21 protein-coding genes and 1 tRNA gene are annotated in these 24818 nt (G+C 71.7%); 10 read left to right on the top strand and 12 right to left on the bottom strand.

Annotated elements, in window-relative coordinates; translation table 11 throughout:
* Nucleotides 1–15 precede the first annotated feature (15 nt).
* Both ACFWRT_RS20645 and ACFWRT_RS20640 read right to left on the bottom strand, forming a co-directional pair.
* Nucleotides 16–2550 (bottom strand): ABC transporter permease, encoded by a 2535-nt coding sequence (locus ACFWRT_RS20645; RefSeq protein WP_380955503.1) that lies wholly within the window; start codon nucleotides 2548–2550, stop codon nucleotides 16–18.
* A gap of 106 nt (nucleotides 2551–2656) precedes the next feature.
* Entirely contained in the window at nucleotides 2657–3427 is a 771-nt protein-coding gene (locus ACFWRT_RS20640; RefSeq protein ID WP_380955505.1) for an ABC transporter ATP-binding protein, read from the bottom strand.
* 551 nt (nucleotides 3428–3978) lie between these two features.
* On the opposite strand from ACFWRT_RS20640, the gene ACFWRT_RS20635 reads away from it, so the two are divergent.
* From ACFWRT_RS20635 to ACFWRT_RS20625, 3 genes are all read left to right on the top strand, one after another.
* A tRNA-Leu gene (locus tag ACFWRT_RS20635) sits at nucleotides 3979–4064 on the top strand.
* A gap of 194 nt (nucleotides 4065–4258) precedes the next feature.
* On the top strand, nucleotides 4259–5143 hold the full coding sequence (locus ACFWRT_RS20630; RefSeq protein ID WP_109978066.1) for a Bax inhibitor-1/YccA family protein: 885 nt from the start codon (nucleotides 4259–4261) through the stop codon (nucleotides 5141–5143).
* A gap of 206 nt (nucleotides 5144–5349) precedes the next feature.
* Nucleotides 5350–5667, top strand: a complete 318-nt coding sequence (locus ACFWRT_RS20625) for a hypothetical protein (RefSeq protein WP_380955507.1) — start codon at nucleotides 5350–5352, stop codon at nucleotides 5665–5667.
* A 20-nt stretch (nucleotides 5668–5687) separates the two neighbouring features.
* Here ACFWRT_RS20625 and ACFWRT_RS20620 read toward each other — a convergent pair whose 3' ends face one another.
* From ACFWRT_RS20620 to ACFWRT_RS20610, 3 genes are all read right to left on the bottom strand, one after another.
* Nucleotides 5688–6578 carry a hypothetical protein gene (locus tag ACFWRT_RS20620; protein WP_380955509.1) on the bottom strand — a complete coding sequence of 297 codons (891 nt, stop codon included), beginning with the start codon at nucleotides 6576–6578 and terminating at the stop codon, nucleotides 5688–5690.
* A gap of 378 nt (nucleotides 6579–6956) precedes the next feature.
* Entirely contained in the window at nucleotides 6957–8177 is a 1221-nt protein-coding gene (locus ACFWRT_RS20615) for an acetyl-CoA C-acetyltransferase (protein ID WP_128844858.1), read from the bottom strand.
* A gap of 166 nt (nucleotides 8178–8343) precedes the next feature.
* A complete protein-coding gene (locus ACFWRT_RS20610; protein WP_380955530.1) occupies nucleotides 8344–9354 on the bottom strand; it encodes an SGNH/GDSL hydrolase family protein in 1011 nt (336 codons plus the stop codon).
* Between the two features lie 232 nt (nucleotides 9355–9586).
* On the opposite strand from ACFWRT_RS20610, the gene ACFWRT_RS20605 reads away from it, so the two are divergent.
* The gene (locus tag ACFWRT_RS20605) at nucleotides 9587–10993 is read left to right on the top strand and encodes a cystathionine beta-synthase (protein WP_380955510.1); all 1407 of its coding nucleotides are present in this window, start codon (nucleotides 9587–9589) and stop codon (nucleotides 10991–10993) included.
* A 382-nt stretch (nucleotides 10994–11375) separates the two neighbouring features.
* Here the strand turns inward: ACFWRT_RS20605 and ACFWRT_RS20600 are convergent, their stop codons facing one another.
* On the bottom strand, nucleotides 11376–11834 hold the full coding sequence (locus ACFWRT_RS20600) for a hypothetical protein (protein ID WP_380955511.1): 459 nt from the start codon (nucleotides 11832–11834) through the stop codon (nucleotides 11376–11378).
* A gap of 221 nt (nucleotides 11835–12055) precedes the next feature.
* Here ACFWRT_RS20600 and ACFWRT_RS20595 point away from each other — a divergent pair, with 221 nt between their 5' ends.
* Together ACFWRT_RS20595 and ACFWRT_RS20590 are read left to right on the top strand one after the other, a co-directional pair.
* Nucleotides 12056–12901 carry a MurR/RpiR family transcriptional regulator gene (locus ACFWRT_RS20595; protein WP_380955513.1) on the top strand — a complete coding sequence of 282 codons (846 nt, stop codon included), beginning with the start codon at nucleotides 12056–12058 and terminating at the stop codon, nucleotides 12899–12901.
* A 193-nt stretch (nucleotides 12902–13094) separates the two neighbouring features.
* Entirely contained in the window at nucleotides 13095–13634 is a 540-nt protein-coding gene (locus ACFWRT_RS20590; RefSeq protein WP_380955514.1) for a hypothetical protein, read from the top strand.
* Between the two features lie 155 nt (nucleotides 13635–13789).
* Here the strand turns inward: ACFWRT_RS20590 and ACFWRT_RS20585 are convergent, their stop codons facing one another.
* The 5 genes from ACFWRT_RS20585 to ACFWRT_RS20565 form a co-directional block, all read right to left on the bottom strand.
* Nucleotides 13790–14164, bottom strand: a complete 375-nt coding sequence (locus ACFWRT_RS20585; protein WP_317820545.1) for a hypothetical protein — start codon at nucleotides 14162–14164, stop codon at nucleotides 13790–13792.
* 110 nt (nucleotides 14165–14274) lie between these two features.
* Entirely contained in the window at nucleotides 14275–14742 is a 468-nt protein-coding gene (locus tag ACFWRT_RS20580; protein WP_380955515.1) for a roadblock/LC7 domain-containing protein, read from the bottom strand.
* Nucleotides 14743–14780: 38 nt separating this feature from the next.
* A complete protein-coding gene (locus ACFWRT_RS20575; protein WP_380955516.1) occupies nucleotides 14781–15593 on the bottom strand; it encodes a transcriptional regulator in 813 nt (270 codons plus the stop codon).
* Nucleotides 15590–16003 carry a hypothetical protein gene (locus ACFWRT_RS20570; protein WP_380955517.1) on the bottom strand — a complete coding sequence of 138 codons (414 nt, stop codon included), beginning with the start codon at nucleotides 16001–16003 and terminating at the stop codon, nucleotides 15590–15592. Before ACFWRT_RS20570 ends, ACFWRT_RS20575 begins: the two co-directional genes overlap by 4 nt.
* Nucleotides 16004–16160: 157 nt before the next feature.
* Nucleotides 16161–17576, bottom strand: a complete 1416-nt coding sequence (locus tag ACFWRT_RS20565; protein ID WP_380955518.1) for an APC family permease — start codon at nucleotides 17574–17576, stop codon at nucleotides 16161–16163.
* A gap of 133 nt (nucleotides 17577–17709) precedes the next feature.
* Between ACFWRT_RS20565 and hutU the strand changes: the two genes are divergently transcribed.
* The 4 genes from hutU to hutI all read left to right on the top strand — a co-directional run bounded on the left by hutU (nucleotide 17710) and on the right by hutI (nucleotide 23565).
* Nucleotides 17710–19368 (top strand): urocanate hydratase, encoded by a 1659-nt coding sequence (gene hutU, locus ACFWRT_RS20560; protein ID WP_380955519.1) that lies wholly within the window; start codon nucleotides 17710–17712, stop codon nucleotides 19366–19368.
* A gap of 143 nt (nucleotides 19369–19511) precedes the next feature.
* Nucleotides 19512–20720: an allantoate amidohydrolase gene (locus tag ACFWRT_RS20555; RefSeq protein WP_380955531.1), complete on the top strand. Its 1209-nt coding sequence runs from the start codon at nucleotides 19512–19514 to the stop codon at nucleotides 20718–20720.
* Nucleotides 20721–20944: 224 nt separating this feature from the next.
* Nucleotides 20945–22327, top strand: coding sequence for a formimidoylglutamate deiminase (locus ACFWRT_RS20550; protein ID WP_380955532.1), 1383 nt, complete (start codon nucleotides 20945–20947; stop codon nucleotides 22325–22327).
* 65 nt (nucleotides 22328–22392) lie between these two features.
* Entirely contained in the window at nucleotides 22393–23565 is a 1173-nt protein-coding gene (gene hutI, locus ACFWRT_RS20545; protein WP_380955520.1) for an imidazolonepropionase, read from the top strand.
* Nucleotides 23566–23638: 73 nt separating this feature from the next.
* Here the strand turns inward: hutI and ACFWRT_RS20540 are convergent, their stop codons facing one another.
* Entirely contained in the window at nucleotides 23639–24643 is a 1005-nt protein-coding gene (locus tag ACFWRT_RS20540; RefSeq protein WP_380955522.1) for an RNA polymerase sigma factor SigF, read from the bottom strand.
* Nucleotides 24644–24818: the final 175 nt, after the last annotated feature.

The following is a 24818-nucleotide window of genomic DNA, read 5'->3' as shown; positions in this document are numbered from 1 at the left end:
GTCCCCGGGACCCGGCTACTCGGTCTTGATCGCCGTCAGCATGTTGAGCTTCGCGGCGCTGCGGGCGGGCCACAGCGAGGCGAGGACGCCCACCAGGCCGGCCAGGGCCAGGAAGACCGCGAGGCGGTCCCACGGGATGACCAGGGCGTAGCCGGGGATGTCGGCGGCCAGGGTCTGGCCGATCGCCCAGCCGAGGAAGACCCCGAGGCCGACCCCGATCACCGCGCCGAAGACCGAGATGACGACGGCCTCCAGACGGATCATCCGCTTCACCTGGCCGCGGTCGAGGCCGATCGCCCGCAGCATGCCGATCTCCTGCTGACGCTCGAACACTGACATCGCGAGGGTGTTGACGACCCCGAGGACGGCGATCAGCAGGGCCATGGCGAGCAGCCCGTACATGATGTTCAGCGCGGTGTTGATGAAGCCTCCGAACATGTCACGGATGTCCTGCCGGTCCATGACGCTCATCGCCGGGTTGTCGCCGAGCGCGTCCACGACGGCCTTCTCGTTGGCCTCGCTCGCGCCGCCGTCCGTCTTGATCCAGATCTCGCGGATCTCGGGGCGGGAGGAGGCGCTGTGCCGGTCGGCGAGGTCCTTGGGGATCACGAAGGGCGAGAGGAACTCGTTCTCCTTGTAGAGCGCCCCGATCGTGACCTTGCCCTTCTTCTCGTCGTCGAACGTCACGGGGAGGGTGTCGCCGGTCTTCCAGCCGTTCGACTTCGCCGTCTTGGAGCCGACGGCGACCTGGCCGTCCTTCAGCGAGGCGAGCGAGCCGGAGACCGTGTCCAGCGAGAAGACCTTCTCCACGTCGCCCGGGGTGACACCGGAGGCGGAGTGGTACTCCCCGTCCACCTGGAGGGAGGACGCCTGCTGCGGGGAGAGCGCGGAGACGCCGTCCGCCTTCGACAGGGCGGTGAGCGCCGACTTGTCGAGAGAGTCGCCACTGGCCATCGAGACCATGTAGTCGGCCTTGATGTTGTCCGTGGTCATCTTGTCGATGGCCTGGCCGAGGGTGACGCCGAGCACCGAGATGCCGGTGACCAGGGTCAGCCCGATGGCCAGGGCGGAAGCGGTGGCTCCGGTACGCCGGGGGTTGCGGACCGCGTTCTGCGAGGCCAGCTTCCCGGAGACGCCGAACAGCTTGGTGATCGCCGGCCGGACCAGCGCGATGACCGGGCGAGAGAGCAGCGGGATCAGGATGATGATCCCGATCAGGGCGAGGAAGGCGCCGGCCGCGACCAGGTACCGCCCGTTGGTCCCGCCGGTCGCCGCGCCGCCGACGATGGACACGGCACCCAGTAGGGCGATGAAGCCGCCGATCGAGTTCCGTACGACCAGGGACTTGGTGGAGGCGGTGGCGTGCACGCTGCTCATCGCGGCGACCGGGGCGATCTTCGCGGCCCGGCGGGCGGGCAGCCAGGCGGCCAGGATCGTGATCACGATGCCGACGGCGAAGGCGGAGAGGACCGCGGTGGGCGAGACGATCAGCGGTCCGGCCGGAATCTTGCCGCCGAGCAGGCCCATCGCGGAGCGCAGCCCGGTGGCGAGGCCCAGACCGAGGGCGAAGCCGATGACGGAGGCGAGCGCGCCGACGACGGCGGCCTCGATCAGCACCGAGCGCTTGACCTGGCGGCGCGTGGCACCGATGGCCCGCATCAGGGCCAGCTCACGGGTGCGCTGGGCGACCAGCATGGTGAAGGTGTTGGCGATGAGGAAGATGCCGACGAAGAGGGCGATGCCCGCGAAGGCCAGCAGCATGGTGTTGAGGCTGGTGAGACCGGACTCGATCTGCTCGGCCTGCTCGTCCGCCAGGGCCTTGCCGGTCTGCGCGGTGGCCTCCTCCGGCAGCAGGGGCGTGATGGCGTCCAGCAGCTTGCTGTCGGATGCGCCTGCGGCGGCGGCCACGGTGGCGTTCTGGAAGACGCCGGGCTTCAGGTAGAGCTTCTGGGCGGTCGCGGTGTCGAACAGCACCAGGCTGCCGCCCGCGTTGACCGCGCCGTCCTCGGTGGTGAAGACACCGGAGAGGGTGTACTCCTTCACCGGGCCGTTGGTGGCGACCCGCACCGGGTCACCGACGCGGTACTCGCCCTTGGCGGCGGTGTCCTTGTCGAGGGCGATCTGGCCGTTCCTCACCGGGCCGGTGCCCTGGGTGAAGTCGTACGCGCCGTCCTTGCCGTCCTTGCCGGGGGCGAAGTTGGCTCCGGTGTTGGACCAGCCGTTGCCGATCAGCTTGCCGTCCGGGTCGGCGACCCCGGCGAAGCCGTTGACCCGGCCGGTGACGGAGGCGACGCCGTCCACCGCGCGGATCTTGTCCAGGGTGGCCTCGTCGAGGCCGGGGGTCTTCTCGTCGCGCCCGCCGGCGTAGGTCTCCACGGCGACGGCGACGTCGTCGTAGCTCTTGGCGGACTGGTTGCGGAAGGCGTTGCCGAGGGTGTCGGTGAAGACGAGGGTGCCGGAGACGAACGCTACGCCGAGCATGACGGCGAGCACGGTCATCAGCAGCCTGGCCTTGTGCGCGAGCACATTGCGCAGGGCGGTACGGAACATGTCTGTGTGTCCTGGGATGGGTTCCGGAAGGGGGACGTGGGGACGCGGGCGGACGGAGGCCTTACGCGTCAGCCGGTGCGGCGGCCGGGCCGGCCGGCCGCCGGCGTCAGCTCGTGCGGCCCTTCGCGTCGAACGCCTTCATCCGGTCGAGGACCCCGTCGGCGGTCGGGTGCATCATCTGGTCGACGACCGCACCGTCCGCGAGGAAGATCACCCGGTCCGCGTAGGAGGCGGCCACCGGGTCGTGGGTCACCATCACCACGGTCTGGCCCAGCTCGCGCACCGAGTTGCGCAGGAAGCCCAGGACCTCGGCGCCGGAGCGGGAGTCCAGGTTTCCGGTCGGCTCGTCACCGAAGATGATGTCGGGCTGCGAGGCCAGGGCGCGGGCCACGGCGACCCGCTGCTGCTGGCCGCCGGAGAGCTCGGTGGGCCGGTGCTTGAGCCGGTCCGAGAGCCCCACCATGTCGATGACCTTCTGGAGCCACGCGGCGTCGGGCTTCCGGCCCGCGATGTCCATCGGCAGGGTGATGTTCTCCAGCGCGGTGAGCGTCGGCAGCAGGTTGAAGGCCTGGAAGATGAAGCCGATCTTGTCCCGGCGCAACTGGGTGAGCTGCTTGTCCTTCAGCGTGGACAGCTCGGTCTCGCCGATGCGCACCGAACCGCTGCTGAAGCTGTCGAGACCGGCCACGCAGTGCATCAGCGTCGACTTGCCGGAGCCCGAGGGGCCCATGATCGCCGTGAACTCGCCCTGCGGGAAGTCCACGGTCACCCGGTCCAGGGCGACGACCTGCGTCTCCCCCTCGCCGTAGACCTTCGACAGCTCCGTGGCGCGGGCAGCCACCGCGGTGGCGCGGTGAACGGTGGGGGTGGTGGTCACAGGGACGCTCCAGGATCGGTGATGCGGATGCATGCGGTGGTGACGCGGCCCGCGCTGACGGCGGTGCCTCGGGACTACTCCATCGTCACGTCCCGATCGCCCGACGTCGTCACTCCCTGAGCCCGTTCCCGTGGCCCTCTTGAGTCGCATCGGAAGGGTGGGGTCGTCCTCCTCGGGTATGACACCGACCCTGAGGCTTCATCCGAGGGTCGACCCCGTGACGCAGGGTGACCGCCGCTCTCCGGCGGCGAAGGCGACCCCGCACCCCGAACGGGAGCCGTTCCCGACGCCCCGGATCCCGAGGGTGGCGCACCCCCTGGCGAAGCCTGGCGCGCACCTGGCGCATTGGGCCGTACGGGTGCGGCGACTTTCCGTCAATCCCGCAGGAGGCCCGGTCGGCCGGGATCCGTTGCTGGTGCGTGGTGAGGCCGCGCGAATTTGCTGACGGTCCCTCAAGCGGTCAATAAAATAGGACAACATCGCGCCACTGTTCCGCTGATCGGGGGACGCCCCCGGATAGGGTCAGTTGCCAACGCGGAGCCGCGCGGCACGCCCGGATGGTGGAACGTAGACACGGCGAGCTTAAACCTCGCTGCCCCTCGGGGGCGTGCCGGTTCGAGTCCGGCTCCGGGCACCACGCACAGTACGGAGCGTGACCTGAACGGCCCTGTCCGTAGCCTCGCGCCGACGCTCTCCGTCCTCTTCCCGCGCCGGGCCGTGCCCATCCGTGCCGACGACGGTGAGAAAGATCCTCCTCTGGCACTGGGTGCTTCTTTTGCCTACCCATTACTCTTGTCGCAAGGCCGCGCAGTGTGGCCATGGAGGAGTGAGATGAGGAGCAGCAACCCGGTCTTCTCGCGACGGGGGTTCAGCCGCGACAACGGCCACGCGGGCTTCAACGCGGCGCCGCAGGCCGGGGCCGCCACGACGGGCGCCAACCCGTACGCGCAGGGCACCGCCGCAAACCCGTACGCCACCAACCCCTACGCCCAGCAGGGCACCCAGCCCGGCGCTCCGGCGCCCGCGCGCACCGACGCGATGACCATCGACGACGTGGTGACGCGTACGGCGATGACGCTCGGTCTGGTCGTCGTGGCCGCCGCCATCGCCTGGTGGGTCATGCCGGTCGACCAGGCGAACCTGGGCAGCGCCTACGGTGTCGCCATCGGTGCCGCGATCATCGGCTTCGTGCTGTCGCTGGTGAACTCGTTCAAGCGCCGGCCCTCGCCTGCGCTGATCCTGACCTACGCGGCGTTCGAGGGTGTCTTCCTCGGCATCGTCAGCAACATCGTCAGTGTCTACGTCGCCCCCGGCGCCGCGATGCAGGCGGTGCTCGGCACGATGGCGGTCTTCGCCGGTGTGCTGATCGCCTACCGCACCGGTCTGATCCGGGTCACGCGCCGTTTCTACGGCTTCGTGATGGCCGCCGCCATCGGCTTCATGCTGCTGATGATGGTCAACCTGCTGTTCGCCGTCTTCGGCGGCGGCGACGGCCTCGGCTTCCGCAGCGGCGCGCTCGGCATCATCTTCGGCATCGTGGCCATCGTGATCGGCGCGTGCATCCTCGCCCTCAACTTCAAGCAGGTCGAGGACGGCATCGCGTACGGTGCCCCGCGCGAGGAGGCATGGCTGGCCGCCTTCGGCCTCACCGTGACCCTGGTGTGGATCTACATCGAGATGCTGCGCCTGGTCGCCATCCTCAGCGGTGACGACTGACCGGTGACGACTGACCGGTGACGACTGACCGGTGACGAGTGGCCGGTGACGAGTGGCCGGTGGTGACCGGCCGGTGACGCGCCGGTGAGCCGGCAAGCACGACGGAAGGGCCCGCAGGCATCGCGCCTGCGGGCCCTTCCGCTTGCGCCGATGCGGGAGAGGCGCGTGGTGGCACCCGTGCGGGAGGGGCGCGTAGGGTCGGGCGCGTGCTCGATACGACGCCTCTGATCCTGGCCGTGGACCGATTCGCCGACCGGCTGCGTTCGGCCCCGCAGAGCCGCCTCCAGCGCGGCGCGGCCGCCGAGGCGCTGGCCGCCGCCCGCGAACTCGCCGTACGGGCGCAGCGCTTCGAGAGCCCCGGGGCGGAGCCGCGGGTGCTGCCGGACGCCGGGATGTTCGCCGTGGGCGACCAACTCGCCGTCGCGGGGCGTGATCTGGCCGTGGAACTGGTGACGGCCCCGCCCGGTGAGCTGGACGAGGCCGTGCGGTACGTCGAGGAAGCGGCGGCGCGGGCTTTCGCGTAGCCGCTCGAAGAAGCGACGGGTCAGAACGAGGCGATGACGCGGTCCGCCAGGATGTAGACGTTGTCCTCGCCGCAGGAGAAGGTCAGCGCGTAGGCGCCGGAGACACCCGAGCCGCCCAGCAGCACCGGCTGCCGGCCCGCCCGCAGCGCGTCCGCGAGCCGCTCGGCCGTCTCACGGTGGCCGGGGGTCATGCAGAGCGTGGTGCCGTCGGCGAAGACGTACACATCGAGCGTGCCCAGCGGTCCCGGCCGCACGTCGGTGAGCTCGGTGGCCAGGTCGGCCAGCTCCTCCAGGCGGCTCACGGTGCGCTCGTGGTCGGTGACCACCGGCGTCTGTACGGGGACGAAGTCCGGGTGCGAGGGGTGGCGGCGGCGGGCCGCGGCCAGCTCGGGGGAGTCCTCGGGGTGGTCCGCGATCTCCGGAAGGTCCATGAACTCACCGGCGAACTCGCCCGCGTACTCACCGGCCTCGTGCTCCGCCAGCGTCCGCTCGCTCAGCTCCGCCAGCTCCTCCATCGCCTCGGCCGATTCGAGGTCCAGCGACTCCAGACCCGCGAAGTCGGCCTGACGCGGAAGGTAGTACGGGGCGTCCTCACCCAGCACGGGCATCCCGCCCAGCAGGGAGGGGGCGTCCGCCGCGTCACGGGCCTCCTGGGCGGCCCAGAAGGCACGCGCCTCGGCCAGCTCACGCTCGCGCTCCTCGGCCAGCGCCTCGGCCACGGCCGCGCGTATCTCCTCGGGGGGAGTGGCGGCACTACGGCTCTGCGGCGGCACCGACGCACCGGGAGCGCGCCCCTCGGCCAGCTCCGTGCGCAGGCCCACGACCTGCTTGCGCAGCCCGTGAGCGGCATGCAGCGCGGCGGCGCCGACGGCCGTGGCAGCGGCGGTGGTCAGCAACAGGGCAAATGACATGGCGCTCACTGACAACTCCCGGTTTCAATCGACACCCCCGACTTCCTACATCAGCTTGGCCTGTACCCGTACCGCCTGTCAGTGCATTACGTCACGAAATGGACAGGTCTTTCGGTCCTAGGTTTACCCCCATATCCGCCGTGACCTGGGAAAACGACTCTCCCCCGGGACGCAGATCACATCCTGGGGGAGATTCGGTCACGGTCGGGGCTCGGAGGGATTCGGTCACCCCGCGGTGAGGAAGGCCGTGCGGCGCGTAAGGAAAGCCCTGGCAGGACTCAGCTCAGCCGCTCGTGCTGGTGGTCGCGCTGAGCTTCGCCTGCGCTGCGGGCAGGTGCCGCACTCGTCCCTCGCGCGACCCCTACCCTCCGCTGCGGCTCAGCTCAGCCGCTCGATCACCATCGCCATGCCCTGGCCGCCGCCCACGCACATCGTCTCCAGGCCCCACTGCTTGTCGTGGAACTGGAGGCTGTTGATCAGCGTGCCGGTGATGCGGGCGCCCGTCATGCCGAAGGGGTGGCCGACCGCGATCGCGCCGCCGTTGACGTTGACCTTCTCCAGCGGCAGGCCGAGGTCCCGGTAGGAGGGGATGACCTGGGCGGCGAAGGCCTCGTTCAGCTCGGCGAGGTCGATGTCGCCGATGGTCAGGCCGGCCCGCTTCAGGGCCTGCTTGCTGGCCTCGACGGGGCCGTAGCCCATGATCTCGGGGGAGAGGCCGGAGACGCCGGTGGAGACGATCCGGGCCAGCGGGGTCAGGCCCAGCTCGCGCGCCTTGGTGTCGGACATGATCACCAGGGCGGCGGCGCCGTCGTTGAGCGGGCAGCAGTTGCCCGCGGTGACCAGGCCGTCGGGGCGGAAGACCGGCTTCAGGCCCTGCACGCCCTCCAGCGTCACGCCGGCGCGCGGGCCGTCGTCCTTGGAGACGACCGTGCCGTCGGGGGTGGTGACCGGGGTGATCTCCCGCTCCCAGAAACCGTTCTTCAGGGCTTCCTCGGCGAGGTTCTGCGACCGTACGCCGAACTCGTCCATGTCCTGGCGGGTGACGCCCTTGGAGCGGGCCAGGTTCTCCGCCGTCTGCCCCATCGAGATGTACGCGTCCGGGACGATGCCGTCCTCGCGCGGGTCGTGCCAGCCGGCGCCGGACTCCTCGGCGCGGGCGGCGGTGCGGGCCTCGGCCTCGGCGAAGAGCGGGTTGTGCGTGTCCGGGAGGCTGTCGGAGTTGCCCTTGGTGAAGCGGGACACCATCTCGACGCCCGCCGAGATGAAGACGTCGCCCTCGCCCGCCTTGATCGCGTGCAGCGCCATCCGGCTGGTCTGGAGCGAGGAAGAGCAGTAGCGGGTGACCGTACAGCCGGGAAGGTGGTCCATCCCCATCTGTACGGCGATGATGCGGCCCAGGTTGTTGCCCTGCTCGCCGCCGGGCAGACCGCAGCCCAGCATCAGGTCGTCGATGTCCTTCGGGTCCAGCTCGGGGACCTTGGCCAGCGCGGTCTGGATGATCGTGGCGGTCAGGTCGTCCGCGCGCAGGTCCTTGAGGGACCCCTTGAAGGCGCGGCCGATCGGCGAACGGGCGGCAGAGACGATCACGGCTTCGGGCATCACGCGGCTCCATGAGGGCTGGAAAGCTGGGTGGACAGGCGGAACTCCCTTGGAAGCTACCCGGGCGTATGGCCCGGGTCACCCGGCAGGCCGTGTGATGAGCGACTCTTTTCTAAGCGCTTGCTCAGTCCGCTGCGGCCTGCCGGGTGCTCCGGTCCGGACGGGCCTACGTGTGCCCGTGCGCCGCGTCCGGGTGCGGATGCGGCGCCGTCGGTTCCGTCTCCGTGGAGGCGGGCAGACGCCGCCTCCTGCGGTGCTTGAGCAGGGCCCAGGGGGCGCGGGCCCCCGTGACCTCCGTACCGGCCTCGCGAGCCGCCTGGGAGGCCGCCTTGGCCACCGGGAGGATGTCCTCGCGGCGCGAGCCGTCCAGCCGGTCCGACTCCGGCCACAGGCCCAGCACCGCGCACAGGGTGGGCAGCACCGCCATCGCCGCCGTCGCGTACCCCTCGGCGGACGGGTGGTAGTTGTCCGGCCCGAACAGCTCGCGCGGATTCGCCGCGAACTCCGGGCCCAGCAGATCGCCCAGCGACACCGTGCGCCCGCCCTGCTCCACCGAGCCGATCGTCTGCGCCGCCGCCAACTGCCTGCTCACCCGTCGGGCCAGCCACCGCAGCGGCTGGTACACCGGCTCGATCGTGCCCAGGTCCGGGCAGGTCCCCACGACCACCTCCGCCCCCGCCGTCCGCAGCCTGCGCACCGCCGTCGTCAGACAGCGCACCGACTGGGTGGCGGGCATCCGGTGGGTGACGTCGTTCGCCCCGATCATGATCACGCAGACGTCCGGGGTTCGGGCCGGGTCCGCGAGCAGCAGCGAGACCTGCCGCTCCAGATCGTCCGACCTGGCCCCCGGCAGCGCCACGTTCCGCAGGTCCACCGGCCGCTCGGACACCGCCGCCAGCCCCGAGGCGAGCAGCGCCCCCGGGGTCTGCCCGGCCCGCCGCACGCCCTGGCCCGCCGCCGTCGAATCCCCGAGCATCCCGAGCCGCAACGGTTCGTTCGGGCCGGCGAACGCCACCCCGTACCGCCCGTCCGCACTCGGCGGAACCGGCGCCGTACCGCCGCCCACCTGCCTCTTCGCGAGCTGGACCTCCGCCAGGAACACGCCGACGGCCGCCGCACCGATCAGTCCGATGCTGCCACCGCCGTAAGCCGCGCCCGCCGCGATCCGCCGTGCCACCCTCGCTCTCGACACAGTCCGGTCCACCTCCTTCTCGCCGTACCGCCCTACATGTACCTACCTGCCCCGTGAAGTGCGCCGCCCAATCGCACCGCGCGTCTCCGGGCCCGTACGCTCCGTGTCCGACCTTGCTTTCCGGCCTCCCTCTCCCGGGGCGGAGCCCGTACGTACGCATCGTCCGGCCCGTACGCATACTCTGGGCCGGACCATCTCGGAGATCCCGGAGTACACGGTGCAATTCCACGATTCGCTGATCACTCTTGTCGGCAACACCCCGCTGGTGAGGCTGCGCAACGTCACGGCAGGCATCCAGGCGACCGTCCTGGCCAAGGTCGAGTACTTCAACCCCGGCGGGTCGGTGAAGGACCGCATCGCCCTGCGCATGATCGAGGCGGCCGAGCAGAGCGGCGAGCTCAAGCCCGGCGGCACGATCATCGAGCCGACCAGCGGAAACACGGGCGTCGGCCTCGCGATCGTCGCCCAGCAGAAGGGCTACAAGTGCATCTTCGTCTGCCCGGACAAGGTGTCCACGGACAAGATCAACGTGCTGCGCGCGTACGGTGCCGAGGTCGTCGTCTGCCCCAGCGCGGTCGACCCGGAGCACCCGGACTCGTACTACAACGTCTCCGACCGCCTGGTCACCGAGACGCCCGGGGCCTGGAAGCCGGACCAGTACTCCAACCCGAACAACCCGCGCTCGCACTACGAGACCACCGGTCCCGAACTGTGGGAGCAGACGGAGGGGAAGATCACCCACTTCGTCGCGGGTGTCGGCACCGGCGGCACGATCACCGGCACCGGGCGCTACCTCAAGGAGATCAGCAAGGGCGCCGTCCAGGTCATCGGCACCGACCCGGAGGGCTCGGTCTACTCCGGCGGCTCCGGCCGGCCGTACCTGGTCGAGGGCGTCGGTGAGGACTTCTGGCCCTCCGCCTACGACGCCGAGGTCACCGACGAGATCGTCGCGGTCTCCGACAAGGACACCTTCCAGATGACCCGCCGCCTCGCCAAGGAGGAGGGCCTGCTCGTCGGCGGCTCCTGCGGCATGGCGGTCGTCGGCGCCCTGGAGGTCGCCAAGCGGCTCGGCCCGGACGACGTCGTGGTGGTGCTGCTGCCCGACAGCGGCCGCGGCTACCTTAGTAAAATTTTCAACGACGAGTGGATGGCCGACTACGGCTTCCTGGAGGACACCAGCTCCTCCCCGCAGGTCAGCGCGGTGCTGAACTTCAAGGAGGGCCCGCTGCCCTCCCTCGTGCACATGCACCCGGACGAGACGGTCGGCCAGGCGATCGACGTCCTGCGCGAGTACGGCGTCTCCCAGATGCCGATCGTGAAGCCGGGCGCCGGACACCCCGACGTGATGGCCGCCGAGGTCATCGGCTCCGTCGTCGAGCGGCAGCTGCTGGACGCCCTGTTCACCCAGCGCGCCTCGCTCAGCGACCCGCTGGAGAAGCACATGTCGGCCCCGCTGCCGCAGGTCGGCTCGGGCGAGCCGGTCGAGGACCTGATGGCCGCGCTCAGCGGTGCCGATGGTGCGGACGCGGCGATCGTGCTGGTCGAGGGCAAGCCGAAGGGCGTCGTGAGCAGGCAGGACGTGCTGGCATTCCTCGCGAAGGACGCCGGGTCCGCGAAGGTCTGACCCGATTCGGAGTCGGTCGGGGTCGGCCGGGGCCGGTCGGGGCCGGGGCTTCGCGAAAACGGTACGAGCGCGTCACGTCCGCGCAGCACCCGCTTAACACGGCTCCGGCACATTGGTGGGTGTCGGCAGGGAAACCCGCCGGCACCCAGAACGGCGACACCGGACTACGGAGCGGCTCCCGGACCTCCACCGTCGCCCGGACGCGGGCATCCGGCCCTGACCCGGACCGCGTCCTTCGCGGGGACCGCCGTCGTCCCGCCCCCCGGGCCACCGGGGGTGCGGCGGCCCCCGCGACATACCTCAGGGGTACGCCCCTGGACGCGCGGCCGGACCCCCCGTGGGCCCGGCCGCGCGGTCGTTCCCCGGCTGCTGTGACCGGCAGTCAGTCGCTCTGCCACTCCGAGGCCGAAGCGGGACCGGCGCGCCGCTCTTGCCCCCGCTGCCGGAACGGGCCCCCGCCGCGCGCCGCGTGAGCCATGTTCACCCCGACGATCCCCATCCAGGCCACCACCAGCCCCTCGATGCCCGCGTTGACGACCCCGATTGCGGAGAGCGGGACGGCCAGCACGAGCGAGACGACCCCGACCCCGAACCGCTCCCCGAAGCCGGAGGGCGCCCCCGAGGCGGACGGCGGCCGCAGGGATCGGGGGTCCCGGGCGGCCGTCACCTGCTGCTCGGCCAGGTGGCGCCGGACCTGGCGGTCCAGGGTGGTGTCCAGGCGCTGCTCGACCCTCTCCAGGAACGAGTCGACGAGCGCGGACTCGTACTCCGGACCCAGCTCGCGGCGCGCCTGGAGGGTGGCGGCGAGCTCCTTCTCGATCTCGTGGTCACGGGCTTCCATACCCGTTACGTTACGAGCGCGGGCGGGCCCGGGCACGGGGGCTAGCCCCCCTATTTCCGGGCCAGGAGGCCACCCGCCCGCCCGCTTCCCGCCCCTGCATATGGACATGCAGGAGCCTTCCTGGCTGAATGGATCTGTCGGCGCCGACCGTGGCGCGACGCCGATCGCGGCGCGAAGATCGTGGCGCGACGGATCCAGCGAGGATCCAGCGAGGGGACAGCATGAGTGGGAGCAGCCCCGCTGCGCGGTTGCAGCAGCTCTTCGAGGGGCACCGGCTCACGCCCACCCAGCGGCGCATCGCGCACTGCATGGTCCGCCGGGCGGCCGACGCGCCGTTCCTGTCCAGCGTCGAGCTGGCCGAGCTCGCCGGGGTCAGCCAGCCCTCCGTCACCCGGTTCGCCGTCGCCCTCGGCTTCGACGGCTACCCGGCGCTCCGCCGCCACCTCCGCGAGGTCGCGCCCGCCGACGCGGAGCAGGAGGACGCGGGGGAGACGTACAACGAGTACCAGCAGGCCGTCCGCGCCGAGATCGAGAACCTCCAGCACCTCTCGGACCTCCTCGCCGACCCCGGACCCGTGGAGCGGGCGGGCCGGCTGCTGGCCGGGTCCCGGCCGCTGCCCGTGCTGGGGCTGCGCGCGGCCTCCTCGCAGGCGCGCGGGTTCGGCTACTTCGCCGCCAAGGTGCACCCCGACGTCCGCGTCCTCGACGAGGGCGGCTCCATGCTCCTGGACCGGATCGACTCCGCCCGCCGGGCCGGTGCCACCGCCTTGATGTGCTTCGCGCTGCCGCGCCACCCCAGGGAGTGCGTGGAGGCGCTGGCGTATGCCGGGGAGCAGGGGCTCACCGTCGTGACGGTCGCGGATTCCGCCTTCGCGCCGGTCGCCAAGCACAGCGACCTGCTCCTCCCGGCGGCCATCGGCTCGGGGCTCTCTTTCGACACGGTCTGCGCGCCGATGCTGCTGGGGCGGGTGCTCCTGGAGGCGATGTGCGACGAACTGCCCGACGCCCAGGCGCGGCTGGAGGAGTTCGACGTACGGGCGGCCGCTCGGGGCCTTTTCGTGGGGTGAGGCCTGCCGGCGAGGCCCCCGCGCCCACCGATTCCGCGGATTCTCAGGCACCCCTCATCTGCGGCCGCTAATCTCCGCGCGCAGAACGACCGGAGCGACCGGAGCGACCGGAGCGACCGGCACAGGGACCGGCGGGCGCAGGGTGAGCGAGAGGGGTGCGGACGTGGGGCGCGGAGGACAGTCGCTGGCGAGAGTGGCCGTGATCGTACGGGCCGGGGCCGCCCCGTTGTGGTGGGCCGGGCTGGTGGCCGCCGCCGCGGGAGCGTTCGTACCGGGGCTGACGGGACGCCGGATCGGGCTGCTGACGGGGGCGGCGCTCTTCATCGTGACCGCGGCCGTCGTGCTCCTGGCGCGCGGCGGGCGGTACGCGGAGCTGGCGCGGGGCGCCGCCCGGGCGGGGCGCGGCGACTTCCTCCAGGACCGGGCCGTGACCGTACGGGTGTGGCGGCGCGGGCACCGGTGGCGGCTGCTGGGCGCGTTCGTGGTGGCGGCGGCGTCCTCGTTCGCGCTGCCGGGCGCCGGTGGGCTGGTGCTCGCGGGCGCGGGGGCCGGTCTCTGGGCCAAGGCGGTGCGGATCGGGCAGCGGGAGCGCCGGGACGACGTCCTGTACTGGGTGCGCACCGACTGGGCGGGGCGCGGCAGTCCGGTCGCGCAGCGGGTGCAGGGGCACCGCACGACGGGGCCGGTGGCGGGGGACGCCGCGCCGGGCGGGGCGCGGCGTCGCCGCCGGTGAGGTCGGACCTTTGCGGCGTCGCCGCACGTGAGGTCGGACCTTTGCGGCGGCGTCGCCAGCGGTGAGGTCAGACCTTTCTGCGCTGAGACCTCACCGCGAGAGGTCAGACCTTTGCGCGCTGGACCTCGCCCGCGAGTGGTCCGACCTTTCAGGCCTCAGACCTCCAGCTCGGCCTCGATCCTCTTCAGCTGGTGGCGGGCCATCGCCAGGTTCGCGCGGCTCGCGTCCAGCACCAGGTAGAGGAAGAGGCCGTTGCTGCCCCGGGTCTTGAGCAGCCGGATCAGGTGGTACTGGGTGCCCAGGGTGATGAGGATGTCCTCGATCTCCTCCTTGATCCCCAGGTGCTCCATGGTGCGGAGCTTGGCGCGGATCACGTCGGTGTTGCCCGCGGCCGCGACCTCCAGGTTGAAGTCCTTGCCGCCGCCGAGCGTGCCCAGGGCCATCCCGCTCGTGTAGTCGACGAGGGCGACACCCGTGGTGCCCTCGATCGAGCTCATCGCTTCCTTCAGTGACGCTTCGGTGTTCGCCATGGAGGCTCGTTTCCTTTCCGTGGCCGGTCGCGCTGACCGGGTCCGTTTTCGCGTGGGTGGCATAGGTGTGGTGGGTGGTTGTGGCGCGTGTGGGGGAGGGGGAGGCGCGGCTACGTGGGGCGCTGCGGGAGCGTGCGGTGGGGGGCGCCGCGCGAGGGAGCGGTACGGGGCATGGGGGGCGTGCGCTCGGCGCGTTCCAGGGCGGTGTCGACGAGTTCGCCGATCCGGGCGCCCGCCCGGCGGCCCTCCAGATGGAGCCGGCCGACGTTGATGCGGTCCTCGGCCAGCAGGGTCAGGACGGCGGAGGAGCCGGCGGCGTACGTGGCGATGTAGCCGCTCTCGCCGCGGACCAGGAGCTCCCGGAAGCCGCCGCGGCCGGTGGCCTCCGTCATCCGGATCGAGACGCCGAGCGCGGCGGCGGTGAGGGCGGCGACGCCCTCGGCCTCGATGCCCGGGGTGTCGTGGGCCAGGACCAGTCCGTCGGTGGAGGCGGCCAGCGCCCCGGCGAGGAGGGGGACCCTGGCCCGTAACCGCTGGAGCTCGTCGAGGACACCGCGCGTCTCGGCCTCGGGAACCATCAGCTGTCTCCTCCCGGCACGCTGTCTGAGCGCGCGTATCACAGGGCCTCCAATGCGTCTCGGAGCCGGCGCAGCAGGGCGATATCGGGGTCGGCGGTCACCTCGGGAAGCGTGATCCGGCCGGGTGCCGAGGCGGTGGCGGGCAGAGGCTGCGCGCGGACCGCCTCGACCTGGCCGGCCGCGGCGAGCCGCCGCAGGTCGACCAGGATGTGGAACGCCGAACGGCCCAGGGCCAGGGCGATGTCGGAGGCCGTACGCACGCCGTCGGCCAACTCCAGGACGGCGCGCTGACGGGTGGGTACGGGGCTGTCGCCCGGGTGGGCCGCCGCCCGGAGCACCGGGGCGCTGTCGCAGGCGGCATCGGGCCAGATCCGGTCCAGCAGCTCCCGTCGGCGCAGCGTCTCGCGCTGGACGGCGGCCACCGGGACCGGCCGCACCGGGCCGATCCAGTGGGACACCCCGTAACGGAAGCGGGCGGGCGTCCCGGTCGGGGCGAGGGCGAAGAACGCGGCGTCGTACAGCGCGCCCAGGTGGCACAGCTCCAGCGCGCCGCCCGGCACATGGCCGCTGTCCACGAGGTAGCGGCCGACCCGCTGCCCGGCCCCGGCCTGCGTCACGGCGTCCCACCAGCCCTCGTGCCGCAGCGTGCCGCCGGTGGTGAGGAGGACGTCGATGCCGGGAGTGGCGGGGCTTTCGGCGTGCACCACCTGGCCGTCGGCGAGGTAGAGCGTGCCGCGGTCGCGCATCAGGGCACCGGTGGCGCGTTCGGCGGCGAGGCGCTGGAGCATCGGGGAGAGGACCGGGAGCCGGTCCGTCTCCGGGGCGCCGGGGTCGGCGGCTATCGCGCTCATGCCAGTACCAGCCGCTCGGCCAGCTCGCCCAGCCGTAACCGGGCCATCGCGAGGTTGCCCTCGGAGCGGCTCAGCCAGAGGTGGAGGAAGACGCTGCTGTCGAAAGCCGTCTCGACGAAGCGGAGCATGTGGTAACCGTCTTGTGTGGTGACGATGACGTCCTCGACGGAGGTGCTCGGCGCTTCCCCGGAGCGGTCGCCTCCGCCCCCTGGAGCCAGGTGGGCGAAGGCGGGCTGTTCGGCGGTCATCCTGGCGACCTCCGCGGTCTCGGCCGCCGTCGCCTCGTGGTCGCCGTTGGGGGACTCGCCGATGGTGCCGAGCGCGAGGCCGCTCGTCCAGTCGACCACCGAGGCGCCCCGGGCGCCGGGCAGCCTCATGACTTCGAGCAGGCACTCGTCGATTCCGGGCACGCGGATTCCCCTCCCGACGCGGCGTACGGCTGTGACCCAGAGGCTACGCAACGTACTCACGGCAGGTGGACGTTCTGGCATTTTCCTTTGGTACATGCGCCCCAGGGCGTAAAGGAGCGGCTGAAATGTGTTGGCCGGGAACGGGGGTGACGTGTCGTCAGCCCGCCGCCCGGTCGGACTTCTCGCGGGCCGTCATCACCGCCTTGTTCACCGCCCAGAGCCCGATGCCGATCAGCAGCAGGATCCCGGCCCGTACGTAGACGTCGGCGCCCCGGTCGGCGAGCGGGCTCGCCAGGACCAGCGAGGTGATCGCGCCGAGCACCGGCAGGGCGGTCGGCGTACGGAAGTGGCGGTGCTCGACCCGGTCCTTGCGCAGCACCAGTACGGCGATGTTGACCACGCCGAAGACGCAGAGCAGCAGGAACGAGGTGGTGTCGCCGAGCCCTTCGATCTCGCCGGTCGAGACCAGGCCGATCGCCAGGACGGAGACGAAGACGATGCCGACCCAGGGGGTGCGCCGGCCCGCCAGCACCTTGCCCATCGTGGGCGGGAGGATGCGTTCGTTGGCCATGCCGTAGCAGAGCCGCGAGGCCATCATGAGGTTGATCAGCGCCGAATTGGTGACCGCGAACAGGGCGATCAGCGCGAAGAGTTTCGGCGGAAAATCGACGCCGCCCGCCTTCACCACTTCCAGCAGCGGGCCGCTGGAGTCGGACAGGGTGCGGGAGTCGACCAGCAGCGAGGAGACCAGCGCGACCAGGATGTAGATCGTGCCGGTGACGGCCACGCCGATGAAGATGGCGCGCGGGAAGTTGCGGGCCGGGTCCTTGGTCTCCTCGGCCATGTTGACGGAATCTTCAAAGCCCACGAAGGCGAAGAAGCCGAGCGCGGTGGCGCCGAGCACCCCGGTGATCAGGGCGTATCCGGTGCCTCCGGCCTCGATCTGGGTCAGCCGGGAGGGCTCGCCGTCGCCGCTGAACACCGCGTACGCGCCGATCGCCAGGATCACCGCGAGGCCGCTGACCTCCACCAGGGTCAGGACGACGTTCGCCTTCACCGACTCGGAGACCCCGCGCAGGTTGATCGCGGCCAGCGCGAGGATGAACAGGATCGCGATGAGCGTCGGCGGCACCGCGTCGGTGAATTCCCCCAGGTAGTCGCCGCTGAACGCCCGGGCCGCCGCGCTCGCCGAGGAGAGCCCGGAGCACATGACCATGAAGGCGACGATGAAGGTCAGGAAGGGGATCCTGAACGCCTTCTGGGTGTAGAGCGCGGCCCCGGCCGCCTTCGGGTACTTGCCGACGAGCTCCACGTACGAGGCCGCCGTCAGCAGCGCCACGACGAACCCGATCGCGAACGGCAGCCAGAGCGCGCCGCCCACCTTGCCCGCCACGTCGCCGGTGGTGGCGTAGATGCCGGTGCCGAGGATGTCGCCGATGACGAAGAGGATCAGCAGCTTCGGGCCGAGCGCCCGCTTGAGCGGTGGCGACGCCTCGACGGGTGCGGGTGTGCCGGGCGTGCCGGGTGTGCCGGCGGGCGTGCCTGGTGTGTCTGGTGTGCCGGGCGTGCTCATCGGTGCCTCCGGTGCCCTCGGGTCGGGGATGGAACACCTCTTCCCGGACGCGACGCCAACCGCACCTGTTGACTACGACTATTCAGCGCCTCAGGATGTGAATAGAAGTTCACCGTCCCGAGGAGGCACCGCCATGTCAGGACCCCGCCCCGTACGAGCGCCGCGCGGCAGCGCCCTCAGCACCCTGGGATGGCAGCAGGAAGCCGCCCTGCGCATGCTCCAGAACAACCTGGACCCCGAGGTCGCCGAGCACCCCGACAAGCTCGTCGTCTACGGCGGCACCGGCAAGGCGGCCCGCGACTGGCGCTCGTTCGACGCGATGGTCCGGACCCTCCAGACGCTCAAGCAGGACGAGACGATGCTCGTCCAGTCCGGGCGCCCGGTCGGCGTCATGCAGACCCACGAGTGGGCGCCGCGCGTCCTGATCGCCAACTCCAACCTGGTCGGCGACTGGGCCAACTGGGAGGAGTTCCGCCGTCTGGAGGCGCTCGGCCTGACCATGTACGGCCAGATGACCGCCGGGTCCTGGATCTACATCGGCACCCAGGGCATCCTCCAGGGCACCTACGAGACCTTCGCCGCCGTCGCCGCGAAGAAGTTCGGCGGGACCCTGGCCGGGACGATCACCCTGACCGCCGGGCTCGGCGGCATGGGCGGCGCCCAGCCGCTCGCCGTCACCATGAACGACGGCGTCGCCATCTGCATCGACGTCGACCCGCGCGCCATCGACCGCCGTATCGAGCACCGCTACCTGGACGTCAAGGCGGACAACCTGGAGCACGCCCTCCAGCTCGCCGTCGAGGCCCGCGACGCCCGCCGCCCGCTCTCCATCGGCCTCCTCGGCAACGCGGCCGAGCTGCTGCCCCGGATGCTCGCCGAGGGCGCGCCCATCGACATCGTCACCGACCAGACCAGCGCCCACGACCCGCTGGCCTACCTCCCGCTCGGCGTCGACTTCGACGACATGGCCACCCTCGCCGCCGAGAAGCCCGCCGACTTCACCCAGCGCGCCCGCGAGTCGATGGCCCGCCACGTCGAGGCCATGGTCGGCTTCATGGACGCCGGGGCCGAGGTCTTCGATTACGGCAACTCCATCCGCGGCGAGGCCCAGCTCGCCGGGTACGACCGCGCCTTCGACTTCCCCGGCTTCGTCCCCGCCTACATCCGCCCCCTCTTCTGCGAGGGCAAGGGCCCCTTCCGCTGGGCCGCCCTGTCCGGCGAGGCCTCCGACATCCACAAGACCGACCGGGCGATGCTGGAGCTCTTCCCGGAGAACGAGTCCCTGCACCGCTGGATCAAGATGGCCGGCGAGCGCGTCCACTTCCAGGGCCTGCCCGCCCGCATCTGCTGGCTCGGCTACGGCGAGCGCGACAAGGCCGGTGAGCGCTTCAACGACATGGTCGCGAGCGGCGAACTGGCCGCCCCGCTGGCCATCGGCCGCGACCACCTCGACTGCGGCTCGGTCGCCTCCCCGTACCGCGAGACCGAGGCCATGCTCGACGGCTCCGACGCCATCGCCGACTGGCCGCTCCTCAACGCCATGGTCAACGTCGCCTCCGGCGCCTCCTGGGTCTCCCTCCACCACGGCGGCGGTGTCGGCATGGGCCGCTCCATCCACGCGGGCCAGGTCACCGTCGCCGACGGCACGAAGCTCGCGGGCGAGAAGATCCGCCGCGTCCTGACGAACGACCCCGGCATGGGCATCATCCGCCACGTCGACGCCGGATACGACATCGCGGAGTCCGTCGCCGAGGACAAGGGCGTACGTGTCCCGATGGCGGAGGGCAACTGATGCCCACGGGCACGACGCCGAACGGCACCACACCGGACGACGGCACCACACCCGACGGCACCACACCCGACGGCACCACGCCGGACGGCACGACGGAGAGCACGTCCGGCGCCCCGTGGCGTGCGGGTGACTCCTTCCTCTCCATGTGGCGCGAGCTGGCCCCCGTCGGGCGCCACCCCGACAGCGGCGGCTACCGGCGTTACGCCTGGTCGGCCGCGGACCTCGACTGCCGGGCCTGGTTCCGTACGCAGGCCGAGGCGCGCGGCCTCACCTACGAGGTCGACCGCAACGGCAACCAGTGGGCCTGGCTCGGCGACCCCCTGGCCGGCGGTGCCGTCGTCACCGGCTCGCACCTGGACTCCGTACCGGACGGTGGCGCTTTCGACGGGCCGCTGGGTGTGGTCTCCTCCTTCGCCGCGCTCGACGAACTCCGCTCCCGGGGCGTGGCGTTCACCCGCCCCCTCGCCATCACCAACTTCGGTGACGAGGAGGGCGCCCGCTTCGGCCTCGCCTGTGTCGGGTCCCGGCTCGCCGCCGGGCAGCTCACCGTCGCCGACGCCCACCGCCTCCGGGACGCGGACGGGACCACCCTGCCCGCCGCCATGGAGTCGGCCGGATACGACCCCGACACCATCGGGCCCGACCCCGAACGGCTCGCCCGGATCGGCGCGTTCGTCGAACTCCACGTCGAGCAGGGCCGCGCCCTCGACCTGACCGGCGACCCCGTCGGCATCGCCTCCGCCATCTGGCCGCACGGCCGCTGGCGGTTCGACTTCCGGGGCGAGGCCAACCACGCGGGCACCACCCGCCTGGCCGACCGCCGCGACCCGATGCTCGCGTACGCCGAGACCGTGCTCGCCGCCCGTCGCGAGGCCGAACTCACCGGCGCCCTCGCCACCTTCGGCAAGATCACGGTCGAGCCCAACGGCGTCAACGCCATCCCCTCCCTCGTCCGTGGCTGGCTCGACTCCCGCGCCGCCGACCAGGCCACCCTGGACGCCGTCGTCACCGGCATCGAGCGCGCCGCCCGGGAGTACGCCGACCGGGCCGGGATCGACCTCGCCGTCGTACGGGAGTCGTTCACGCCCGTCGTCGAGTTCGAGCACGCCCTGCGTGACGAGCTGGCCAAGATCCTGGAGGGGAGCGGCGACACGGGGCGCCCGGTCCCCGTCCTCGGCACCGGCGCGGGCCACGATGCGGGTATTTTGTCCGCTTCGGTGCCCACCGCCATGCTCTTCGTACGGAACCCCACCGGCATCTCGCACTCTCCGGCCGAGCACGCCGCCGAGGACGACTGCACGGCCGGGGTCCGGGCACTCGCCGACGTACTGGAAGGTCTCGCGTGCAGCTGACGAACCGGACCGCTGAGACGGCACGGGCCGCTGAGACGGCACGGGCCGCTGAGACGGCACGGGCCGCTGAGACGGCACGGGCCGCAGAGACAGGGGCACGGGCCGCAGAGACAGGGGCACGGGCCGCAGAGACAGGGGCACGGGCCGCAGAGACAGGGGCACGGGCCGCGGAGACAGGACGGACCGTGGAGACTCCAGAGGCCGCGGTGTCGCCACAGGCCCCGGTGACGACCGGGACGGCGGGGGAGACGACCAGGACGGCCGGCGGGCCCGTCACCGCCACGTACTGGATGGACCACGCCTGGCTCGGGACCCATGTGGAGCCCGATGTCGTGGTCGAGGTCGCGGGCGGCCGCATCGCCGGAGTGAGGACCGGCGTGCGGACGCCCCCGGCCGGCGCCACCGTGCTGCGCGGCCTGACCCTCCCCGGCCTGGCCAACGCCCACTCCCACGCCTTCCACCGGGCCCTGCGCGCCACCGTCCAGGTGGGCTCCGGCACCTTCTGGACCTGGCGCGAGCTGATGTACCAGGTGGCCTCCCGGCTCACCCCGGACAGCTACTTCGACCTGGCCCGCGCCACGTACGCCGAAATGGCCCTGGCGGGCATCACCTCCGTCGGCGAGTTCCACTATCTGCACCACGCGCCCGGCGGCACGCCCTACGCCAACCCCAACGCCATGGGCGAGGCGCTGATCGCGGCGGCGGCCGAGGCGGGCATCCGGATCACCCTGCTGGACACGGCCTACCTCGCCGCCGGTTTCGGTGAGCCGCCCAACCGGCACCAGTCGCGCTTCTCCGACACCACCGCCGAAGCCTGGGCCGAACGCGCCTCCCTCCTCAAGGGCGACGACCACACCCTGATCGGCGCGGCCATCCACTCCGTCCGCGCGGTCCCGGCCGGCCAACTGGCCATCGTCGCCGCCTGGGCCGAGGAGCGGAACGCCCCCCTCCATGTCCACCTCTCCGAGCAGACGGCGGAGAACGACGCCTGCCGGGCCGCCCACGGCCGCACCCCCACCCGGCTCCTGGCCGACCACGGGGTCCTCGGCCCGCGCACCACCGGCATCCACAACACGCATCTGACGGACGAGGACATCGCGCTGCTCGGCTCCTCCGCCACCGGCACCTGCATGTGCCCCACGACGGAACGCGACCTCGCCGACGGCATCGGCCCCGCCGTCGCCCTCCAGAAGGCGGGCTCGCCGCTCTCGCTGGGCAGCGACAGCCACGCCGTCATCGACCTCTTCGAAGAGGCGCGGGCGATGGAGCTGAACGAGCGGCTGCGTACCCACGTCCGGGGCCACTGGACGGCCGCCGCCCTGCTGCGGGCCGCCTCCGCCGACGGGCACGCCGCACTCGGCCGCCCCGACGCGGGCGTCCTGGAACCGGGCGCCCCCGCCGACCTGACGACGATCGCCCTGGACTCCGTCAGAACAGCGGGACCGGTGCCCCGACTGGCAGCGGAGACCGCCGTATTCGCCGCCTCCGCCGCTGATGTGCGGCACACGGTCGTGGCAGGGCGTCACATCGTGCGCGACGGCCGCCACGCACTGATCGAGGACGTGCCCGGAGCGCTCGCGACGGCTGTGGCAGCCCTGCACCACTGACCGCCGGCCCGCCCGGACGCGTAAGACCTCCGCACCGCCCGGAACGCAAGGAGAACACTCTCCAGATGACGACCACCGCCGTCACCCACATCGCCAGCCTGGTCACCAATGACCCCTCCCTCGGCAACGGGACCCCCCTGGGCCTGATCCAGGACGCGGCCGTCGTCATCGAGGGCGACCGCATCGTCTGGACCGGTGAATCAAGCAAAGCACCCGCCACTGACAACGTCCTCGACGCGGCGGGCCGGGCCATGATCCCCGGCTTCGTCGACTCCCACTCGCACCTCGTCTTCGCGGGCGACCGCACCCAGGAGTTCAACGCCCGGATGTCCGGGCAGCCCTACACCGCCGGCGGCATCCGCACCACCGTCGCCGCCACCCGCCAGGCCTCCGACGAGCAGCTCTCCGACAACGTCGCCCGCTACCTCGCCGAGGCCCTGCGCCAGGGCACCACCACCCTGGAGACCAAGTCCGGCTACGGCCTCACCGTCGAGGACGAGGCCCGTGCCCTGCGCATCGCCTCCCGCCACACCGACGAGGTCACCTACCTCGGCGCCCACGTCGTCTCCCCGGACTACGCCGACGACCCGGCCGGATACGTCGACCTGGTCACCGGCCCCATGCTGGACGCCTGCGCCCCGCACGCCCGCTGGATCGACGTCTTCTGCGAGCGCGGCGCCTTCGACGGCGACCAGGCCCGCGCCATCCTCACGGCGGGCCGTGCCAAGGGCCTGCACCCCCGCATCCACGCCAACCAACTGACGTACGGCCCCGGCGTCCAGCTCGCCGTGGAGCTCGACGCCGCGTCCGCCGACCACTGCACCCACCTCACCGACGCGGACGTGGACGCGCTGGGCCAGGGCGACACGGTCGCCACGCTGCTCCCCGGCGCCGAGTTCTCCACCCGCGCCACCTGGCCCGACGCCCGCCGCCTGCTGGACGCGGGGGCCACCGTCGCGCTCTCCACGGACTGCAACCCCGGCTCGTCGTTCACCTCGTCCATGCCGTTCTGCGTCGCCCTGGCCGTACGCGACATGGGGATGACCCCCGACGAGGCGATCTGGTCCGCCACCGCGGGCGGCGCCGCCGCCCTGCGCCGCACCGACATCGGCCGGATCACCCCGGGCGCCCGCGCCGACCTGGTCCTCCTGGACGCCCCGAGCCACGTCCACCTCGCCTACCGCCCGGGCGTGCCGCTGGTCAGCGCGGTGTGGCGGGACGGGGAGCGGGTGGAGTAGCCGCCAGGAGCCCGGCACACGGAAGGGCCCGCCCCGGCCTCCGGGGCGGGCCCTTCCGTAAGCGTGCGAGCCGCTACTCCTCCAGGGTCAGCCCCTTGCGGAGCTTGACCAGCGTGCGGGAGAGCAGCCGGGACACGTGCATCTGCGAGATGCCCAGCTCCTCCCCGATCTCCGACTGCGTCATGTTGCTGACGAAGCGGAGCGAGAGGATCATGCGGTCCCGCGAGGGCAGCGCGGCGATCAGCGGCTTCAGGGACTCCACGTACTCGATGCCTTCGAGCCCGTGGTCCTCGTAGCCGAGGCGGTCCGCGAGGGCGCCCTCGCTGTCGTCCTCCTCGGGCTTGGCGTCCAGTGAGCTCGCGGTGTACGCGTTGCTCGCGGACATGCCCTCGACGACCTCCTCCGGCGTGATGCCGAGGCGCTCGGACAGCTCCGCCACGGTGGGCGCGCGGTCCAGTTGCTGGGAGAGCTCGTCCCCCGCCTTGGCCAGGTCGAGCCGGAGCTCCTGGAGCCGGCGCGGGACGCGCACGGACCAACTGGTGTCGCGGAAGAACCGCTTGATCTCACCGACGATGGTCGGCATCGCGAACGTCGGGAACTCGACACCGCGGCTCAGCTCGAACCGGTCGATCGCCTTGATCAGGCCGATGGTGCCGACCTGGACGATGTCCTCCATCGGCTCACTGCGCGAGCGGAACCGGGAGGCGGCGAACTTGACGAGCGCGAGGTTGAGCTCGACGAGGGTGTTGCGGACGTACGCGTACTCGTGCGTGCCTTCTTCGAGGGACTCGAGGCGCTCGAAGAGCGTCTTCGACAGGGCCCTGGCGTCCAGAGCCCCTACCTCGGCGTAGGGCGGGATCTCGGGAAGTCCTTCGAGCCCCGTGAAGATCCCCGTGACGCCCTCAAGCCCCTCGCCGGAAGAGTCACCGGAAGAGTCAGGGGTGGTGCTGGTGGTGCCGGTGGTGCTGGTGCGCGGGCCCGGAACGGCGCTCGCGGCGGGGGAGTCGGAATTGGTCGGTCCCTGAGGACATGCCGACGACGCGTGGGGGGTACGCGCTTCGTCGAGCCGGGGTGACATGGTTCTCCTCCATCGTTCTCGGCATATGGCTGCCGATGCCCATACGTGTTCCTGCGGTGAAGCGGCGCCTCCAAAGCCGGTCGTGTTTCAGGTGTCCCTCTACCCTTACCCGGTTCCTGCCAGCAGTTACAAGCTCCAATTGACCGTATATGTCCGGTTTGTTGAGGTCTCCGAC

Source organism: Streptomyces cyaneofuscatus (assembly GCF_042718795.1).
Classification (GTDB): Bacteria; Actinomycetota; Actinomycetes; order Streptomycetales; family Streptomycetaceae; genus Streptomyces; species Streptomyces cyaneofuscatus_A.
This window is presented reverse-complemented; position numbering and strand designations above follow the sequence as displayed.

Bases quoted from the DNA above. Each gene is read 5' to 3' on its own strand.
- ACFWRT_RS20645 (WP_380955503.1), bottom strand. From the start codon at position 2,550: ATGTTCCGTACCGCCCTGCGCAATGTGCTCGCGCACAAGGCCAGGCTG.
- ACFWRT_RS20630 (WP_109978066.1), top strand. From the start codon at position 4,259: ATGAGGAGCAGCAACCCGGTCTTCTCGCGACGGGGGTTCAGCCGCGAC.
- ACFWRT_RS20620 (WP_380955509.1), bottom strand. From the start codon at position 6,578: ATGTCATTTGCCCTGTTGCTGACCACCGCCGCTGCCACGGCCGTCGGC.
- ACFWRT_RS20615 (WP_128844858.1), bottom strand. From the start codon at position 8,177: ATGCCCGAAGCCGTGATCGTCTCTGCCGCCCGTTCGCCGATCGGCCGC.
- ACFWRT_RS20600 (WP_380955511.1), bottom strand. From the start codon at position 11,834: ATGGAAGCCCGTGACCACGAGATCGAGAAGGAGCTCGCCGCCACCCTC.
- ACFWRT_RS20595 (WP_380955513.1), top strand. From the start codon at position 12,056: ATGAGTGGGAGCAGCCCCGCTGCGCGGTTGCAGCAGCTCTTCGAGGGG.
- ACFWRT_RS20585 (WP_317820545.1), bottom strand. From the start codon at position 14,164: ATGGCGAACACCGAAGCGTCACTGAAGGAAGCGATGAGCTCGATCGAG.
- ACFWRT_RS20580 (WP_380955515.1), bottom strand. From the start codon at position 14,742: ATGGTTCCCGAGGCCGAGACGCGCGGTGTCCTCGACGAGCTCCAGCGG.
- ACFWRT_RS20575 (WP_380955516.1), bottom strand. From the start codon at position 15,593: ATGAGCGCGATAGCCGCCGACCCCGGCGCCCCGGAGACGGACCGGCTC.
- ACFWRT_RS20565 (WP_380955518.1), bottom strand. From the start codon at position 17,576: ATGAGCACGCCCGGCACACCAGACACACCAGGCACGCCCGCCGGCACA.
- hutU (WP_380955519.1), top strand. From the start codon at position 17,710: ATGTCAGGACCCCGCCCCGTACGAGCGCCGCGCGGCAGCGCCCTCAGC.
- ACFWRT_RS20555 (WP_380955531.1), top strand. From the start codon at position 19,512: ATGTGGCGCGAGCTGGCCCCCGTCGGGCGCCACCCCGACAGCGGCGGC.
- hutI (WP_380955520.1), top strand. From the start codon at position 22,393: ATGACGACCACCGCCGTCACCCACATCGCCAGCCTGGTCACCAATGAC.
- ACFWRT_RS20540 (WP_380955522.1), bottom strand. From the start codon at position 24,643: ATGTCACCCCGGCTCGACGAAGCGCGTACCCCCCACGCGTCGTCGGCA.